This window comes from Neisseria weixii (assembly GCF_042658245.1).
In the GTDB taxonomy this organism is placed as follows: domain Bacteria; phylum Pseudomonadota; class Gammaproteobacteria; order Burkholderiales; family Neisseriaceae; genus Neisseria; species Neisseria weixii.
The window spans coordinates 235,541-251,938 of the sequence record NZ_JBHSPY010000001.1; the positions used below are offsets into that span (position 1 = coordinate 235,541).

The window sequence follows — 16,398 nt, forward strand, 5'->3', positions numbered from 1 at the left end:
TTAAAGGGTAAACGTGGCACGGTCGCTGCGCAATGCATTGCCCAGCTCATCTTCGATAATGGATTTGGTTTGCAGGCAGTTTTCGTGAGATGAAAACGCCAAGCCAATGCCTTTCGGGCGGTTGGCCGAGGTACGCGCCGGATTAATCCATGCGACTTTGGTCGGTAAATAAAGCTTGGGATGCTCGCCGATTTCTACCGCCAACAAAATGTCTTCACCCAGCGAAAACACATCGTCGGTCGGCGCAAACAGACCGCCGTATTCAAAAAACGGCATGTAGCAGTTGTAAAGCGTGGTTTTTTCTTTTAACTTCAAAGCCATCATCTTGGCCGGAATTTCTTTAGTGCTCATCGGGTGACCTTATTTATTTTGCCAAAAGTTGAGATATTCAATTAGGATATATTCAAGCTGCATTTTAACACTCAAGGTATGGTGTCCGTAAGGGCTGAGTTGATTCAGAAGGCCTGTAAGTGCAAATAAGCGGTGTGGTTCGGTTTTGGCGGCAACGGCTGCCGATTGCGCCGCAAAATCGGGATAATAGAGCGGCGGCATGTTTTGCTGCGCCAAGCCGACATCAATCAGCCATTTTTGCAGCCAATCAATAACCACGGCCAGCGGCTGCTTCTGTTTGTCAAACGCCGCCGCATAATCCAGCATCGCCAGCAAACGCGGCGCGGCGAGTATGTTGAGCAGGCCTTGGCGCGAATCGTCTAACTCGTGCACAACATCAAATAATGGCGCACCGCTGTGGAAGGCCAGCAAGGCAGCCGCATTGTCCATACCCTGCTCTTGCAGATAAGCCAAGGCCTCATCACGGCTCGGCGCAGGCAATACCATCTGCCGGCAGCGGCTTTTAATCGTCGGTAACAATTTATCCCGAGCGTGCGTTACCAGCAGAAAAATCACATGCTGCGGCGGCTCTTCCAAGGCTTTGAGCAAACCGTTGGCCGCTTGCACATTCATGCTTTCAGCCGGATGCACCAACACCACCCGCCACCCGCCACGCACAGCCGTGAGATAAATATTCTCGACAATATCGCGCACGGCATCGATTTTAATCTGCAGCAATTTGCGCCCCACGCTGCCATCTTCCGGTAATTCGGGCGTGAGTTCGTAAAAATCGGGATGGCTGTTTTGGGAAAACAAATGACACGAAGCGCATTCGCCACAAGGCTGATGGTTTTCAGAGTGCGAAGCCTGCCCGTGGTACGGCCTTTCACACAGCAACGCCTGCGCCACATAACGCGCAAACGCCGTTTTACCGGTATTTTGCTTACCGGTAAACAGCCATGCATTGGGCTGGTTCTGCCAATGCGCGGCAAGCTGCTGCCATTCTTGCTGATGCCACGGATAAATCATGCGCTTGAAAATCAGGTTGAAATAAGCGTTTATTATACAGATAAACGAGAAAGACCGTCCGAATTTTCAAACGGCCTTTCAGGTTATTTATCAACGGTTTTTCTTCAAAATGAAACGCGGTTCGCGTTTAATCAGATAAACAAGCAAAAGCATATTACCCAGTGCCACAATCAAATACAGCAAGGTAATGCTTTCAAACAACATCAGCAATACCGCGCTGATAATCGCCGCCGTCACCATAAAAATACCGTTAACAATATTGTTGGCCGCCACGGCATGCGCGCGGAAGGTTTCGCTGGAGGCCGTCTGAAGCCATGTGTAAAGCGGCACAGAGAAAAAGCCGCCGAAAAATCCGATGGCCGTCATGGCCAACATCACAGGATAAGCATTGGCTTGCGATAAAAACCACATAATACCGCTGAGTTCAGCAAAACGTTGGCCGTGCGTGAGCCACACCAACAGCAAACCGCTGGCGGTCAGGCCGATGGCGCCGACAGTTACCAGCCCCAAGCGCAAATGTTCGTGGCTGAGTTTGGCACACAATACCGAGCCGATGGCGATACCGATGGAAAACAGTGCCAGCATCAGGTTAAACACATTATCGTTGCCACCCAGATGGATTTGGGTAAAAGTCGGCAATTGGGTAGTATAAACCGAGCCGACAAACCAAAACCACGAAATGCCGATAATGGCGGTGAACACAGGTTTATGAGACACGGTTTCGCGCATTAAACCCATCGTGCCTTTGATGATGTTGAGTTCGATCTTGGTATCCGGATCCTTGGCGGGTACAGACGGCATAAACAGGCTGGCCAAAGTACCGCAAACCGCCACCGCCATCACCACCATGCCGACCATGTGCGGCGGAACACCGGCCAAAGATGTGCCCAAAATCTGCCCGAACAAAATGGCGATAAACGTGCCCGACTCAATCAGGCTGTTGCCCATCATTAACTCTTTATCATTCAAATAATCGGGCAAAATGGCATACTTCAACGGGCCGAACAAGGTCGATTGCGTGCCCATGCAGAACAGGCAGAACAGCAACAGCGGCGCAGATTGAATGTAAAAACCATACGCCGCCACGGCCATCACGATGATTTCCAACACTTTAATCCAACGTGCCAGCACGGCTTTATCAAAACGGTTGCTCAGTTGGCCGGATAAAGCGGAAAACAGGAAATACGGCAGGATAAACAGCAACGCGCCCAGATTCAGCATTTGGCTGGCCGGAATCCATTCGTTGCCGCCCAAACCGTAGAAGCTGATCATCACAAACAGCGCCGTTTTAAACACATTGTCGTTAAACGCACCGAGAAACTGCGTGCCGAACAAAGGCAAGAAACGGCGGCTGGTTTTGAAATCGAGATAATCTTTTTTGATGCTCATTTGGCTTCGTCTTCGGCTGAATCTTCTTTGTCAAGCAGTTTGTCGGTGGAATCGTCGTCCATCAGGATGCGGTAGGCCGGTCCCTCCAAATCGTCGAACTGGCCGTGTTTGCCCGACCACCAGAAAAAAAAGCCGATGATAAAGGCCAAAATAATACTCAGCGGCACCAAAAGATACATACTTTCCATTACATCATTCCTGTCAAATCGTTTAAAACCAGCATTTGGCCGGATAAGGTCAGGTATTCGTTGCGGATGGCGCCGATATTGGTGTCACCGGCAAAGAGTTCGACGCGGTCTTTTTCCACGCGCCAAAGCAATGGCTCAGCCACATCCTGCCAAGGCTGCAACGCCATCACCGCCGCTTGGTCTCCGGGCGTTTCTTCGCTGTGGAGTTTGACGGCAAACTGTCCGCTTTGCGGCTGGGTTTCGGATTCGTCATCGGCCAGCATGATGAAAAAGCCCAAATGCTCGCCTTGTTGGGTATGAATACTGAAATAATGCATGGTTTTGTCTTTAAATAAATCATATATTAAATAAATCATATAAAAGGCCGTCTGAACGGCAGATCAATGCCCTCTGCTTTTGGCTTTCAGGCGGTTTCTATCTTAGCATCTTTTTGTGTGCAGCAGTTTGCCGTGACCAATGCTTGAAATAAATAGAGCATATCAACATAGTCGGCCTGCGGCATTGACTTTTTATATCGAATAGACTAGCCTTTGAATGTTTTTATTAACCTGTTTCAGACGGCTCTCCCGCGTTTTGGCAATCATACCACAGACCGTCTGAAAACCTTTAGGAGCCTACAGATGTCTCAAAAATTGATTTTGGTTTTAAACTGCGGCAGTTCATCATTAAAAGGTGCTGTTTTAGATAACGACAGCGGCGACGTGTTGTTGAGCTGCCTGGCAGAAAAACTGGGCTTACCCGATGCCTACATTACCTTCAAATTCAACGGCGAAAAACACAAAGTTGAATTGACTGCCGGTCCGAACCACACCGGCGCAGTTGAAGCCTTGATGGAAGAATTGAAATCACACGGCTTCGACAGCCAGATCGCCGCCATCGGCCACCGCATCGTGAGCGGGGGTGAAGCATACAGCGAATCAACCTTGATTACCGAAGACGTGATTGCCGGTATCGAAAAATGCATTCCGTTGGCGCCGTTGCACAACCCTGCCAACCTGTTGGGCGTGCGTGCTGCCCAAAACATTTTCAAAGGCCTGCCAAACGTAGCCGTATTCGACACCGCGTTCCACCAAACCATGCCGGAACGCGCTTATATGTATGCCGTACCGCGTGAGTTGTACAGCAAATACGGCCTGCGCCGCTACGGTTTCCACGGCACCAGCTACCGCTATGTAGCTGACGAAGCTGCCCGTTTCTTGGGCAAAGACAAAAACGATTTGCGCATGGTAATTGCCCACTTGGGTAACGGGGCATCAATTGCCGCCATCGCCAACGGCGTATGCCAAGACACCAGCATGGGTTTGACTCCGCTGGAAGGATTGGTAATGGGTACGCGCTCGGGCGACGTTGACCCTGCGGTATTCGGTTTCTTGGCTGAAAACGCCAATATGACCATCGCGCAAGTGACCGACATGCTGAACAAAAAATCAGGCTTGCTGGGCTTGTCTGAATTGTCAAGCGACTGCCGCGCCATCGAAGAAGAGGCGGCCAAGGGTCACTCCGGCGCAGTATTGGCGCTGGAAGTGTTCTGCTACCGCTTGGCGAAATACGTTGCCGGCATGGCAGTAGCCGCCGGTGGTTTGGACGTATTGGCCTTCACCGGCGGTATCGGCGAAAACTCCGACCTGATCCGCAGCAAAGTGTTGGGCTACTTGGGCTTCTTGGGTCTGAATGTCGATCAAGACGCCAACTTGGCTGCCCGCTTCGGCAATGCCGGCGTGATTACCACTGCCGACAGCAAAGCCGTTGCCGTGGTGATTCCAACCAACGAAGAGTTGATGATTGCACACGACACCGCACGCTTGAGCGGTCTGTAATCCAACCGTTAAAAAAGCCCTGTTGATTGTCAACAGGGCTTTTTTGTATTCGTTTTGTTCAAAACAAGATAAAAAAGTGGCCGTCTTTCAAGCGGGCGGGATACAGGCTTCATTACCAGCTTTTCAGACGGCCTTTGCGTTTTCCGTAATAAGTTTTAGGGAGATAATCGGATTTTTTAAATCCTGTTGTTGTTTTGATTGGGCAAGATTCGTGTTACTTTTTTATTCTGTAAGATGTCATCACCATCCGAAGATAGTGATGACGTTTTCCCGCAATTTTATTGCTGAGTATCGCAACGGTTTTCCGTTTGATGATTTCCGCGTAATATGTTTGCTTTTTTCATGAAGAAACCCAACAGATTGCCGTTATTTTCTTGCGCACCGTTTTGTTTCTTACTGTCTATCAAGCAAAGTGCATGCCAAAAATTTAAATCCCGCCCAATAAATATATAACTATATATTTTAAAAATAAAAATATATAAAAAAAACATGCATAAATCATTAAATATACATATCGCCTAATAGTATCCAATCACGGCAATATGCTTTTTTTTGTCATCTTTTTTTGATTCTCGGCAGGTATGATGTTCTTTTTTTGGCACATGACAGAATTTGTCACTTTTAATAGCCATTTACAATCAAGATAAAAATAAACAGCTACTGTCGCCAAACCTTATTTGGCCATTTGAAAATTTCTAAATAAATGATTCATCAAAATAATTTAATCAATAAACCATGAAAATATTTTAAATAAACGCAATTTCATGCTTGAATGGCTTTTTTGTTTGCTTGAAAATAAATAATATGAAAAGGCCGTCTGAACGTTCATCTTTCAGACGGCCTCAAACTTATCTTGCTACCCCAACCATTGCGACACCACATAAATCGCCAGCCCGACCAAGCCACCGACCAGCGTGCCGTTGATGCGGATATACTGCAAATCCTTACCGACGCTGAGCTCGAGTTTTTCAACCATTTGCGCGCTGTCCCAGCTTTTCACTTTATCGGCCACAAATTGCGCCGCCTGCTCTTTATAACGCATAACGAAATCGCGTACCATCAGCGATAGGCGCACATCCGCCCTGCGCATAAACTGCGGATAGGCTTCCGCCTGCGACAGCATATGATCAAGCAGTTTTTGCAATTGCGCGGCGCACAGTGAATCAGTTTTAGCCACATCATCCTCTGCCCATTTTTGCAGCCCTTTCCAAAAACTTTGCAAGCTGTTTTGCAAGGCTGGTGATCCGGCAATCTGCATTTTGGCGGCTTCTAAACGGCGGTGCCACAAACGTGAAGTCTGCAGCCGATCAATAATGGCATCGTATTGCTCGTCAAAGCGGCGGCGCATGGCATTTTCATCACCTTGCATGGCAGCAGCCAAATAACCGTCTGCCCAATCCAAAGCCTTAGCAGCCGCCCAATCATCCACTTTTTCTACCACTGTTGATTTCAGCGCGGCTTTGAATTTATCCCAGGTACTCGGTGCATCGCTTTCGATTTTGGCCGCCCATTCGCGCAGGTTTTGCTCCAACATTTCGCGCGTTTCGGGATTTTTCAGCCAGCGGCGCAATTGCTTCAATAAGCTGTAATACAAGGTTTCGTGCATGCCGTGCTTTTTGAGCAGCAGCAGGCCGTCTGAAATCGTTTTGGCGATTTTCTCGCCATTGTATTGCTGCGCCAACATCATGCCGGAAAAGCGCGCCACTTGCTCGGGCTTGGCGATGTTCAACAGCAGCGGAATCTGCTTGGCCACCCACGGCAACCATTGGCTGCGCACCGATTCGCCCGCCAGCCAACTGAGTAATTTATCACTCGGCTGCGCCTGATACACCCTTAACGCAATCGGTTTGCCCTGCAAAAAATTGTTTTCAATAAACCGACCCAACTCATCGGCAATCCGGGCCTGATTGCGCGGCAAAATGGCGGTATGCGGAATCGGCAGACCCAAAGGCCGTCTGAACAACGCAGTTACGGCAAACCAATCGGCCAGCGCACCGACCATCGCTGCTTCGGAAAAGGCTTTCACATACGCCAACCAAGGATAATGCTTGAGATACAGTGTGGACAGCACAAACAACACGCAAGCGGCCAGCAGCAGGCCGGTTGCCCAGCGGCGGCTGCGACGTAACCGTGCTTTAGCCTGCGCCAAGCGCACTTCTGCCGATAATGTGTGCATGATGTTCCTTTATTTGCCAACCGATAATGAAATTATAGCGCAGGCCGTCTGCAACCGCTGCCCTCATTTGCCCAATTTTTAAGCAACACATTTTTATGTTTAGATTTCATAAAGATAGATGAGTTATCAACAGACTGCACACAATTCTCGCTTGTCGTGCTGTGATTAAGCTTAATCTTCGCTTAAATTTTAAGCAGCATTATTTTTCGTTTATCTATCAATAAAAAAGGCAATTTATACACAGGCTGCGCACAGCTTTGATGATGTGAACTGTGTGTTTTCTGTTTCAGACGGCCTTGTTCTTAATATCACCAAGCCGCTTAAATTTCAATCAATTTGATTTTTCGTCTATCTTTCAAAGACCAATCCTACTTTTCCACAGTTTGCTGACAGCGTGAGACCTTTGCAAAATCTTCATTATTGGCACAGTTCGAAGTTAGAACAGCACAGAAAGCGCAGACATATCACTTAGACAGGCAAGCTTTCGGGCAGCGCATAACGAAGAAATGTGCCAATAATGAAGATTTTGCAAAGATCTTACTTGTCTAAACATTCTGCCTATATCTTTTCCGCAGCAAAAGGCCGTCTGAAACCACAAGGTTTCAGACGGCCTTTTTTATTCGTTCAAAGATTTAAGCGATAGACGCATCCAAGAATGCAGTCAATTGGCCTTTTGCCAATGCACCTACTTTAGTGGCCACGTTTTGACCGTCTTTGAAAACCATCAAAGTCGGGATACCGCGCACGCCGAATTGGTTCGGGGTATTTTGGTTGTCGTCGATGTTGATTTTCACGACTTTCACTTTACCTTGGTATTCGGCGGCAACATCGTCCAAAATCGGGGCAATCATTTTGCAAGGGCCGCACCATGATGCCCAGAAATCCAACAATACCGGCACGTCTGATTTTAAAACGTCTTGTTCGAAGTTGGCATCAGTAGTGTGTACAATCAGTTCGCTGCTCATAGTGTTATCCTTTCAGTTCAGGTTTTTTGTATATTGGCAGAATAGGGCTAATGGCGGAAAATTTCAAGCCCCTGCGTGCAACAATAGATTTTGCGTATACGCGGCATGAGGATTTGCAAACACGGCATCCAAATCCCCCTCTTCGACAATCTGCCCGTCTTTCAACACCATTACGCGGTGCGAAAGTGCGCGAATCACCGCCAAATCATGGCTGATGATGATGAGGCTCAAGCCGTGCTGACGCTGCAAATCGGCCAGCAAAGCCAAAATCTGTTGCTGCCATTGTACATCAAGCGCGCTGGTCGGCTCGTCCAGCACCAAAATTTTCGGACGCACGATAATCGCGCGGGCAATGGCAAGCCGTTGGCGTTGGCCGCCGGAAAACGCATGCGGATAACGCGTCATCACGTCTTCAGGCAAACCGACTTGGCGCAAGGTTTCCGCTACTCTCTCGCGCATGGCTTCGCGGCTCAACTGCGGCTCGTGTACGCGCAAGCCTTCGGCAACGATGTCGAACACATTCATACGCGGATTGAATGCGCCGAACGGGTCTTGAAACACCATTTGGATTTCCCGGCGTAATTCGGGCCGCCATGCTTGGCCGTTGATTTGCAGACGGCCTTCCGCATCCGTCAAATTCATCACCGCTTTGGCCAAGGTGGTTTTGCCGCTGCCGCTCTCGCCGATGATGCCCAAGGTTTCACCCGCTTTCAAATGAAAATCTAAGGGTTGCAGCAGAATTTTGCGGCGTTTTTTAAACCAACCGGCCTGCTCTTTTACCGATACGCTGATGGCTTCACCTTCTAACACAGTCGCAGGATTTTGCGGCAAATCCACCGCCTGCCGCACCGCGCCGGCATTGAGCAGCATCTTGGTGTATTCGTGTTGAGGCCGTCTGAACACGTCTTCCACGCTGCCTTGCTCGACAATACGGCCATGCTGCATCACCACCACGTCATCGGCAAAGCGGCGCACCAAATTCAAATCGTGGCTGATGTACACCAAGGTCATACCGCGTGCCTGTTGCAAACGCGACAGCAAATCGAGAATTTGCGCCTGCACCGCCACATCCAGCGCAGTGGTCGGTTCGTCGGCAATCAGCAATTTCGGCTCCGCGGCCACCGCCATCGCAATCATCGCCCGCTGCCGCTGCCCACCCGATAATTGAAACGGATAGGCAAGGGCTTTTTCTTCGGGCTGCCGAATGCCGGTTTCACACAAAAGCCCGACGGCGCGCGCCCATGCTTGTTTGGCGGTCAGGCCCAAATGCAGCATCAATACTTCGGCAATCTGCCTGCCCACACGCATCACAGGGTTTAAGGCCGTCATCGGCTCTTGGAACACCATGCCGATGTCGCGGCCGCGCAGCTTTTGCAGACTGCGCTCAGGCAGCGTCAACAAATCCGTGTCTTCAAATTTCAGACGGCCTGTTAACGACACCGCCGGATTCAGCCGCATCATCCCCTGCGCCAACACGGTTTTGCCGCTGCCGCTCTCGCCGACAACCGCCAGCTTTCGCCCGGCTTGCACGGTAAGGTTGATGTCGTACAACACCTGCTTGCCCGGGAACGAAGCATAGAGGTTTTCGATGTGTAAAATCGGGGTCATGATGGATTCCATAGCATAAAAGCGTGATTGGCCAACCACGCTTTTCAGACGGCCTTATGAGGCCGATTGCTCTTCTTTCAGCTGCTGTTTCAACACGCGTTTCAACACCTTTCCGGTGGCGTTTTTCGGCAGCCCGTCTTTAAAATAAATGTGCTTGGGCACTTTAAAATTCGCCAGATTTTTGCGCAAATAAGCGCGCACTTCTTTTTCATCCAGCATCATGTTGTCTTTGACCTGCACAAAAGCGACGATTTCTTCATCGGCATATTGGTCTTTCACGCCAATCACCGCCGCCGCTTCCACCGCGTCCATTTTATACAGCGCTTCTTCAATCTCGCGCGGATAAATGTTTTGGCCTTTGGAAATAATCAAATCTTTTTTGCGGTCGACAATGAAAATAAAGCCGTCATCGTCAATCTGCACCAAATCACCCGTACGCAGCCAACCGTTGACAATCGCTTCGTCGGTCGCGCCCGGCATATTCAGATAGCCTTGCATCACCGCATCGCTTTTGACGATGAGTTCGCCCACGCCGCCTTTTTCTACTTCCATCAATTCGTCGTCAACCGCTTTGACTTGGTAACCCGGTAGTGGTTTGCCCACACTGCCGACTTTTTGCTGCTCCAAGGTGTTGACGGAGACCACCGGCGAACACTCGCTCAAACCATAGCCTTCAATCAGCTTGGCTTTGGGGAACTTGGCCTTGAAATCCAAAATCGTTTGTTCAGCCAAAGGCGCACCGCCGCTGACAAACAGGCGCACACGGTTGAACCAGCGGAAATACCACGGAATCTTCGCCTTACCCATTGCGGTGTAAATCGCCGGCACACCCAAGAAAATGGTCGCGCGTTTGAACAAAACCTGTTTCAACACATTGGAAAACGGAAACACCGATTTCACCAAAATAATCGAGCAGGCCATGTAAATCGGCAGCAGCACCATCGCCGTCAGCGTGAAGCTGTGGAACATCGGCAGGAACACGACAAAGCGGTCTTTGCGCGAAATCCGAAACACCTGCTCCACGTCTTGCAGGTTGGAAAACAGGTTTTTATAGGTAATCAGCGCACCTTTCGGATGGCCGGTGGTGCCCGACGTATAGATAATGTGTGCCAAATCATCAATGGCCGGCTGACGGCTTAAATCCGGCTTTTCCGGAAACGACAAAGCCGCCGCAAAATGGGCGTGTTTTTTATCGGCCAACGGCTTATCGCCGATCCAAATGGTTTTCTCCAGCTTGGTTTTGTCTTCCAAGCCTTTGACTTCTTTCAGGCCGTCTGAAGCAAATAGAAACTTGGCACCGCAATCATTGAGAATATAGGCAAATTCGTCGTTTTTCAAAAACGTATTCATCGGCACAGCCACCGCGCCCAACGCCGTAACGGCAAAGTAAGCCACGATGAATTCGGGCGAATTCGATACGGCCAGCGCCACTTTATCGCCGAACTTCACATCAATGCTTTGCAGATAAGCGGCCACCGCGTCGACCTGCTGCTTGAATTGTCCGTAAGTGATTTTTTTTTCGTCGTTGAAAATAGCGGTCTGTTTGGCGGATTGGCGGTTCGCCGACACCAGCATTTGGTAAAAATTATTGTAGCGGTAATTCATAAAGTAAAAGTTTCTTGTTAAAGCGGCTTCATTTCCCCACACAGCCAAACGGCGTGTAAATGCGCATTGTATAGAATAGGAATGCGGAAGGTAAGGCTGCGGTTGTAAAAATTTGATTGTATGTTTTCAGACGGCTTTATCAAATAATCAAGCCTTTATTCCACAATGCTAAAACAACACCCATCCGCCCGTTATGCTCTTTAGACTCTTCTATCACCGCATTCCACAACCTCTTTTTATTCTCCGCCAAACAAGGCTTTTGCTTTAATAGTTTCACAGCTTTTATGGCATATTGAGCATTTCGGGATTGAGGCTGATGGCTAAATTTTGCAGGAACATTTTTAATCAAGCCGGATTCAGCCAATCCTGGAAATGCATTTTCAGGGCATCCCTTTTTCTGCACAGATACGCTCTTATTACAAATTCTTGCCGCATTTAGCCATGCTGATTCATAAGATTCGGTTTCAGGTAACAATTCAATTGCCTTTAGAGTCATTTCTTCATAAGTTGTCATTGTACATTCCCCTTTCATTGTCAGGCCGTCTGAAATCAATTCCGCGCCCGCACGTCAAATGCATGGCGCAAGCCTTCGCCCACCATCACCAACAGCAGCAACATCACCGTCAACGCGCCGACTGCCGACAAGCCTATCCACCATGCATCGAGATTGTCTTTGCCCTGCGCCAACAGCTCGCCCAAGCTGGCTTGCGAAGCGGGTACGCCCAGCCCCAAAAAGTCCAAGCTGGTTAAAGCCAACACCGCACCGGAAATGCGGAACGGCAAAAACGCCAACACCGGCGTGAGGCTGTTGGGCAGAATGTGCCGCCACATAATCGTGCCGTTGCCCACGCCCATGCTTTTTGCCGCCAACACATAATCGGCCTGACGGTTTTTCAAAAATTCGGCGCGCACATAGTCCGACAGCCCCATCCAGCCGAACAGCGACAACAGCAGCAATAAAATCAGCAAGCTCGGATTAAAAAACGACGACAAAATAATCAGCAGATAAAGCTCGGGCAGGCCGCCCCAAATTTCCAAAAAGCGCTGAATCAGCAAATCGGTTTTGCCGCCGAAATAACCTTGCACCGCGCCCATCACCACGCCGATAAACGTGGTCACGGCGGTCAAGGCCAGCGCAAACAGCAGCGAATCGCGGAAACCATACACCAAACGCGCCAGCACATCGCGGCCGCGGTCATCCGTGCCCAGCCAATGCCGTTCAGACGGCCTTGCCGGATCGGGTTGGGTGTCGAAATCATTTAAGGTATTGGCGGCGTAAGGATTGGGCAGATACAGAGCAAAATTGCCGTCGGACGTGATGTTTTGACGGATTAAAGGGTCGAGATAATCGGCAGGCGTGTCAAAATCGCCGCCGAATTCGGTTTCGTGATAGGTATTGATGAGCGGAAAATAGGTTTTGCCCTGATACCGAATCCACAGCGGCTTGTCGTTGCTCCACAGCGGCGCGGCCAGTGCCACGGCAAACAGCACCGCCAGCACGCGCAATGCCAACCAGCCGCGTTTGTGCTGCTTAAAAGCCTGCCATGTGGGATTGTGAGAGAGTGTCTTCATCGTTGTGTTTTGTTGAGGCCGTCTGAAAGGTTTTATAGTGTCAATTGATATAGGAATTCGGCTACATGCTCCGCCATCAAATCATCCAAACCGGTATCGTATTGAATACCCACACCTTGAATTTCCAAAAAGGTGAGCATGGTAGCCAAGCCGGTACGTTTATTACCGTCAACAAATGCATGGCCTTTCGCTAGAACAATGCCATACCGAGCGGCAATTTCATAAATATTTTCGATTTGGTTGTAATAAATCTGCTAATCGATTCTGCCGAGCACTTTCCAGACGTTCAAAATGAACACCGGCACGCCCTACCCCCGGTTTGCCGGATAATTTCATCGTGCACAGCCACCACAAAACCAACATTAATTCCCTTCATTTATATGCCAGCTTTTCTAATTCGTTTTTGTGTGCCGCAATCACGCGTTGGCACTGTGCAGAACCAAACGTTTGCCGGCTTCATCATTTTGCAGGGCAATATCCACCACTTTATTGGCTTCACTTTTATAATGGCGACTGCTTGATTGTTTAATCTCTTTCAAACTTTTCATTGTTTTATCCTCAAATCTTTCAGACGGCCTACTTCTGCCCGCCAAAATGAATGCGCGGATCGACCCACGAATAGGAAATATCCGACAACAATTTCGCCAGCAGCCCCATCAGCGTGAACACATACAGCGTGCCCATCACCACCGGGTAATCGCGCTTCATCACCGCTTCGTATGACAACAAACCCAGCCCGTCGAGCGAAAACAGCGTTTCAATCAGCAGGCTGCCGGTGAAAAACGCGCCGATAAAGGCGGCCGGAAAACCGGTAATCAGCGGAATCATGGCGTTGCGGAACACGTGTTTCCACAAAATCTGCCGTTCGGGCAAACCCTTGGCGCGGGCGGTATAGACATACTGACGGCGGATTTCTTCAAGGAATACGTTTTTGGTCAACACCGTCATCACCGCCAGATTACCCGCCACCGAAGCGGTAACCGGCAAGGCCATGTGCCACAGATAATCTTTGATTTTGGCAAACGTGCTTAAATTTTCCCAGTCATCGCTCACCAAACCGCCCTGCGGAAACCATGAGAAAAAGCTGCCGCCGCCGAACAACACCAGCAATACCAAGCCCAACACGAACGGCGGAATCGTGTAGCCGGCCAACACCACCATGCCGGTGAACATATCAAAGCGGCTGCCGTCGCGCACCGCCTTGGCAATACCGAGCGGAATGCAAATCAGATAGGTCAGGAAAAACGTCCACAGCCCCAAGCTCATCGAAACGGGCATTTTTTCTTTCACCAATTCAAACACGGTTTGATGATGAAAAAAACTCTCGCCCAAATCAAATCGGACAAAGCGCCCGACCATCTCAACAAAACGCGTCAACGGCGGCTTGTCAAACCCGTAAAGCGCATTCAACGCCGCTATGTCATCGGCGCTCAAGTTGCCCGGTTTCATCATATTCACGGCACCGCTACCCGCCTCGCCCACCGCCGCACTTTGGGTCAGCTGCTGCACCATCTGCTCCACCGGCCCGCCGGGCACGAATTGGATAATCGCAAACGTTACCGCCAGAATACCGAGCAGCGTGGGGATTAACAGTAACAAGCGTTGGAAAATATAACGCCACATGGGATTTGCTTTCTTGAGTGTTGAGGCCGTCTGAAAACAAAGTTTCTACGAAGCTAAAGCAAAATTATTTTCAAACGATATCATTGTTTTTCAGCTAATGGCCTTAATTGGAAAAATTAGAACTAGTTATATTTACGATTAATACTACCAATGAACAGACAAACAAAATTGCCTTTAACCAGATTGGCTGAATTTTCATTTTTTCTTGAGCAAATTTCTCAAACCACCCAGATATTAACCCATTAAATATTGCAACATAAAGTCCCACAAACAAAAATGAGGATAATACACCATAGCTGCCTTCCTGATTATTCGGGTCATATAACAATGAAAATACCGTAACTCCCGCAAGAAAAGACAACACTATAAGAATTAAGTCTCTCAACTCTGATATTATTTTATTTTCATAATTGTTTATAAAATTAACATGATTAATTAACCAAGGAATCTGCCGGAAAAACTTAATAAAAAATATCATTGATAAAAATATGAATATTGCAACAGGGCTGACAAAAGCTCCAAATAATGCATCTAAATTCACGCTAACAGCTTTATATTTAGAACTCACTACAATAACAACACCTGCCAGCATCCCTATTGGGAAAAAAACTTGTAGTTTTGAACAAATGCTTCTCTTTTATTTTCCTAGTAACATTATTTTTCCATCGCTTCATTCAATTTCTGCTGAATCAAATCCGCGTCAAACGATTTGGCAATCAGCTCAAACCGCGAATCGCGCCGCCATGAAACTTGGTTCGCGCCCCATTGGCCGTCTACCCAGTTGAGCCACACCCATGTGCCGAGCACTTGGAACACGCCTTTGGCGCGCACTAAGCCTTCGGTCATTTTCGGCAGGTCGTTGAAAAAATGGGTCAGGCGTTCGCCGTCGAATTCTTTACTGGCAGGGAAAGTGAAGCCTTCGGATTGGAAACCCATGGTGTTGTCGGGCAAGGCTTTGATGCGGTAGCGTGATTTTTCGACCACCGGAATATCCAGCCATTGGATATCAAGCTGGGCATTTTGCACTTCAACCACTTTGGCTTTCGGCGGGAACAATTTAGATGCTTTGTCGTGAAATTCGGCCATTTGCTCGGGCGTACACAAACCGGTTTTGCTGGCCACCAGCACATCGCACACGCCGATTTGGTCTTTATACAAGGCTTGGTTGGCGTAATTCAGGTCGATGAATTGGCGTGGATCGACCACGGTAAACACGGCGGCGATTTCTACCAAGTCTTTCAACGGCGGGGCTTTGAGCTCATCAATCACGCTGGCGGCGTGTGCCAAACCGCTGGCTTCAATCATCAGTCGGTCGGGTTCGGCATCGCGCAGCATTTTTTGCACGGTGCTGCCCATTTGTGCGCCGGCAGTACAACACAAACAACCGCCGGCGATTTCGGCCACGGGAATACCGTCGTCACTCAATACCGCGCCGTCAATACCGATTTCGCCGAATTCGTTGACGATAATCACCCATTTTTCATTCGGGTCTTTTTGCGCCATCAGACTTTTGAGCGCGGTGGTTTTGCCGGTACCCAAGAAGCCGGAAATCAGGTGGACTTTGGTTTTCTTTACTGACATTTCTTGCAGATTCCTGTTAAAACAACGTGTTCTTCTTTCAACGCAAAGCCGCTTTCGGCCACGCCGGCACGTAAGGCCGTCCATTCTTGGCTCAAGGTTTGCTCATCAACCGCACCGCACTCGGTGCACACCAGAATAAACGCGCTATGGTGGGTGGCGATTTCTTCGTCATCATGGCAATGCTCGCCGCACTCATGCTGCGCGTGGCTGCACAATACATAACCATTCACCGCAGCCACTTTGTGCAACACGCCCTGCTCCGCCCAAAAATCTAAAGCACGGTAGGCGGTAGGCGGCGCAACCACACCTTCGCTTTGCTGCTGCATCAGCGACAAAACATTGTAGGCCTTAATGACGCCGGTTTGCTGCAACACGATATCCAGCACCTGCTCGCGTAAAGCGGTTACCTGCGCGCCGTCAATGCGGGCTTGTTCTAAAATTTTCTGTTTCAAAGGATTCATTAAGGGGCTTTCAGATGGCCTTTTCAGATGGTCTTATTATAACGTGTTTGTCTA

18 protein-coding genes are annotated in these 16,398 nt (G+C 49.1%); 1 reads left to right on the forward strand and 17 read right to left on the reverse strand.

All coding sequences use genetic code 11. The annotated features are described in order from the left end of the window. The 5 genes from ACFPVS_RS01290 to ACFPVS_RS01310 form a co-directional block, all read right to left on the reverse strand. The gene (locus ACFPVS_RS01290; RefSeq protein ID WP_096294803.1) at positions 1 to 351 is read right to left on the reverse strand and encodes a PilZ domain-containing protein; all 351 of its coding nucleotides are present in this window, start codon (positions 349 to 351) and stop codon (positions 1 to 3) included. Between the two features lie 9 nt (positions 352 to 360). After that, positions 361 to 1,359, reverse strand: a complete 999-nt coding sequence (locus ACFPVS_RS01295; RefSeq protein ID WP_123803768.1) for a DNA polymerase III subunit delta' — start codon at positions 1,357 to 1,359, stop codon at positions 361 to 363. 90 nt (positions 1,360 to 1,449) lie between these two features. Then, entirely contained in the window at positions 1,450 to 2,748 is a 1,299-nt protein-coding gene (locus ACFPVS_RS01300; protein WP_096294802.1) for an MFS transporter, read from the reverse strand. Continuing rightward, entirely contained in the window at positions 2,745 to 2,936 is a 192-nt protein-coding gene (gene ccoS / locus ACFPVS_RS01305; RefSeq protein WP_378595191.1) for a cbb3-type cytochrome oxidase assembly protein CcoS, read from the reverse strand. The genes ACFPVS_RS01300 and ccoS overlap by 4 nt, the downstream gene beginning before the upstream one ends. Continuing rightward, positions 2,936 to 3,253, reverse strand: coding sequence for an HLGFF motif protein (locus tag ACFPVS_RS01310; protein WP_096296078.1), 318 nt, complete (start codon positions 3,251 to 3,253; stop codon positions 2,936 to 2,938). Before ACFPVS_RS01310 ends, ccoS begins: the two co-directional genes overlap by 1 nt. Before the next feature lie 303 nt (positions 3,254 to 3,556). On the opposite strand from ACFPVS_RS01310, the gene ACFPVS_RS01315 reads away from it, so the two are divergent. Next, entirely contained in the window at positions 3,557 to 4,753 is a 1,197-nt protein-coding gene (locus tag ACFPVS_RS01315) for an acetate kinase (protein ID WP_096294801.1), read from the forward strand. An 856-nt stretch (positions 4,754 to 5,609) separates the two neighbouring features. Here ACFPVS_RS01315 and ACFPVS_RS01320 read toward each other — a convergent pair. From ACFPVS_RS01320 to ACFPVS_RS01375, 12 genes are all read right to left on the reverse strand, one after another. Further along, entirely contained in the window at positions 5,610 to 6,929 is a 1,320-nt protein-coding gene (locus ACFPVS_RS01320) for a DUF445 domain-containing protein (protein WP_378595194.1), read from the reverse strand. Between the two features lie 632 nt (positions 6,930 to 7,561). Beyond that, complete coding sequence (gene trxA, locus ACFPVS_RS01325; protein ID WP_096294799.1) at positions 7,562 to 7,894, reverse strand: thioredoxin TrxA; 333 nt, start codon at positions 7,892 to 7,894, stop codon at positions 7,562 to 7,564. 63 nt (positions 7,895 to 7,957) lie between these two features. Next, entirely contained in the window at positions 7,958 to 9,505 is a 1,548-nt protein-coding gene (locus ACFPVS_RS01330; RefSeq protein ID WP_378595254.1) for an ABC transporter ATP-binding protein, read from the reverse strand. A 51-nt stretch (positions 9,506 to 9,556) separates the two neighbouring features. Then, positions 9,557 to 11,107 (reverse strand): fatty acid--CoA ligase, encoded by a 1,551-nt coding sequence (locus ACFPVS_RS01335; protein WP_096294798.1) that lies wholly within the window; start codon positions 11,105 to 11,107, stop codon positions 9,557 to 9,559. A gap of 139 nt (positions 11,108 to 11,246) precedes the next feature. Further along, on the reverse strand, positions 11,247 to 11,621 hold the full coding sequence (locus ACFPVS_RS01340; protein ID WP_123803772.1) for a DUF6979 family protein: 375 nt from the start codon (positions 11,619 to 11,621) through the stop codon (positions 11,247 to 11,249). A gap of 35 nt (positions 11,622 to 11,656) precedes the next feature. Next, positions 11,657 to 12,679 (reverse strand): ABC transporter permease, encoded by a 1,023-nt coding sequence (locus ACFPVS_RS01345; RefSeq protein ID WP_096294796.1) that lies wholly within the window; start codon positions 12,677 to 12,679, stop codon positions 11,657 to 11,659. A 32-nt stretch (positions 12,680 to 12,711) separates the two neighbouring features. Then, entirely contained in the window at positions 12,712 to 12,930 is a 219-nt protein-coding gene (locus ACFPVS_RS01350) for a type II toxin-antitoxin system death-on-curing family toxin (protein ID WP_198345371.1), read from the reverse strand. Between the two features lie 165 nt (positions 12,931 to 13,095). Next, the gene (locus tag ACFPVS_RS01355) at positions 13,096 to 13,227 is read right to left on the reverse strand and encodes a hypothetical protein (protein WP_269768622.1); all 132 of its coding nucleotides are present in this window, start codon (positions 13,225 to 13,227) and stop codon (positions 13,096 to 13,098) included. Positions 13,228 to 13,255: 28 nt separating this feature from the next. Then, entirely contained in the window at positions 13,256 to 14,302 is a 1,047-nt protein-coding gene (locus ACFPVS_RS01360; RefSeq protein ID WP_096294795.1) for an ABC transporter permease subunit, read from the reverse strand. Between the two features lie 103 nt (positions 14,303 to 14,405). Next, the gene (locus ACFPVS_RS01365; protein ID WP_096294794.1) at positions 14,406 to 14,894 is read right to left on the reverse strand and encodes a hypothetical protein; all 489 of its coding nucleotides are present in this window, start codon (positions 14,892 to 14,894) and stop codon (positions 14,406 to 14,408) included. A gap of 62 nt (positions 14,895 to 14,956) precedes the next feature. Next, complete coding sequence (locus tag ACFPVS_RS01370; RefSeq protein WP_096294793.1) at positions 14,957 to 15,883, reverse strand: CobW family GTP-binding protein; 927 nt, start codon at positions 15,881 to 15,883, stop codon at positions 14,957 to 14,959. Then, positions 15,874 to 16,344: a Fur family transcriptional regulator gene (locus ACFPVS_RS01375; protein WP_096294792.1), complete on the reverse strand. Its 471-nt coding sequence runs from the start codon at positions 16,342 to 16,344 to the stop codon at positions 15,874 to 15,876. Before ACFPVS_RS01375 ends, ACFPVS_RS01370 begins: the two co-directional genes overlap by 10 nt. Positions 16,345 to 16,398: the final 54 nt, after the last annotated feature.

Bases quoted from the DNA above. Each gene is read 5' to 3' on its own strand.
- ACFPVS_RS01315 (WP_096294801.1), top strand. From the start codon at position 3,557: ATGTCTCAAAAATTGATTTTGGTTTTAAACTGCGGCAGTTCATCATTA.
- ACFPVS_RS01340 (WP_123803772.1), bottom strand. From the start codon at position 11,621: ATGACAACTTATGAAGAAATGACTCTAAAGGCAATTGAATTGTTACCT.
- ACFPVS_RS01360 (WP_096294795.1), bottom strand. From the start codon at position 14,302: ATGTGGCGTTATATTTTCCAACGCTTGTTACTGTTAATCCCCACGCTG.
- ACFPVS_RS01355 (WP_269768622.1), bottom strand. From the start codon at position 13,227: ATGAAAAGTTTGAAAGAGATTAAACAATCAAGCAGTCGCCATTATAAA.
- ccoS (WP_378595191.1), bottom strand. From the start codon at position 2,936: ATGGAAAGTATGTATCTTTTGGTGCCGCTGAGTATTATTTTGGCCTTT.
- ACFPVS_RS01295 (WP_123803768.1), bottom strand. From the start codon at position 1,359: ATGATTTATCCGTGGCATCAGCAAGAATGGCAGCAGCTTGCCGCGCAT.
- ACFPVS_RS01290 (WP_096294803.1), bottom strand. From the start codon at position 351: ATGAGCACTAAAGAAATTCCGGCCAAGATGATGGCTTTGAAGTTAAAA.
- ACFPVS_RS01365 (WP_096294794.1), bottom strand. From the start codon at position 14,894: ATGCTGGCAGGTGTTGTTATTGTAGTGAGTTCTAAATATAAAGCTGTT.
- ACFPVS_RS01310 (WP_096296078.1), bottom strand. From the start codon at position 3,253: ATGCATTATTTCAGTATTCATACCCAACAAGGCGAGCATTTGGGCTTT.
- trxA (WP_096294799.1), bottom strand. From the start codon at position 7,894: ATGAGCAGCGAACTGATTGTACACACTACTGATGCCAACTTCGAACAA.
- ACFPVS_RS01375 (WP_096294792.1), bottom strand. From the start codon at position 16,344: ATGAATCCTTTGAAACAGAAAATTTTAGAACAAGCCCGCATTGACGGC.
- ACFPVS_RS01370 (WP_096294793.1), bottom strand. From the start codon at position 15,883: ATGTCAGTAAAGAAAACCAAAGTCCACCTGATTTCCGGCTTCTTGGGT.
- ACFPVS_RS01335 (WP_096294798.1), bottom strand. From the start codon at position 11,107: ATGAATTACCGCTACAATAATTTTTACCAAATGCTGGTGTCGGCGAAC.
- ACFPVS_RS01300 (WP_096294802.1), bottom strand. From the start codon at position 2,748: ATGAGCATCAAAAAAGATTATCTCGATTTCAAAACCAGCCGCCGTTTC.
- ACFPVS_RS01320 (WP_378595194.1), bottom strand. From the start codon at position 6,929: ATGCACACATTATCGGCAGAAGTGCGCTTGGCGCAGGCTAAAGCACGG.
- ACFPVS_RS01345 (WP_096294796.1), bottom strand. From the start codon at position 12,679: ATGAAGACACTCTCTCACAATCCCACATGGCAGGCTTTTAAGCAGCAC.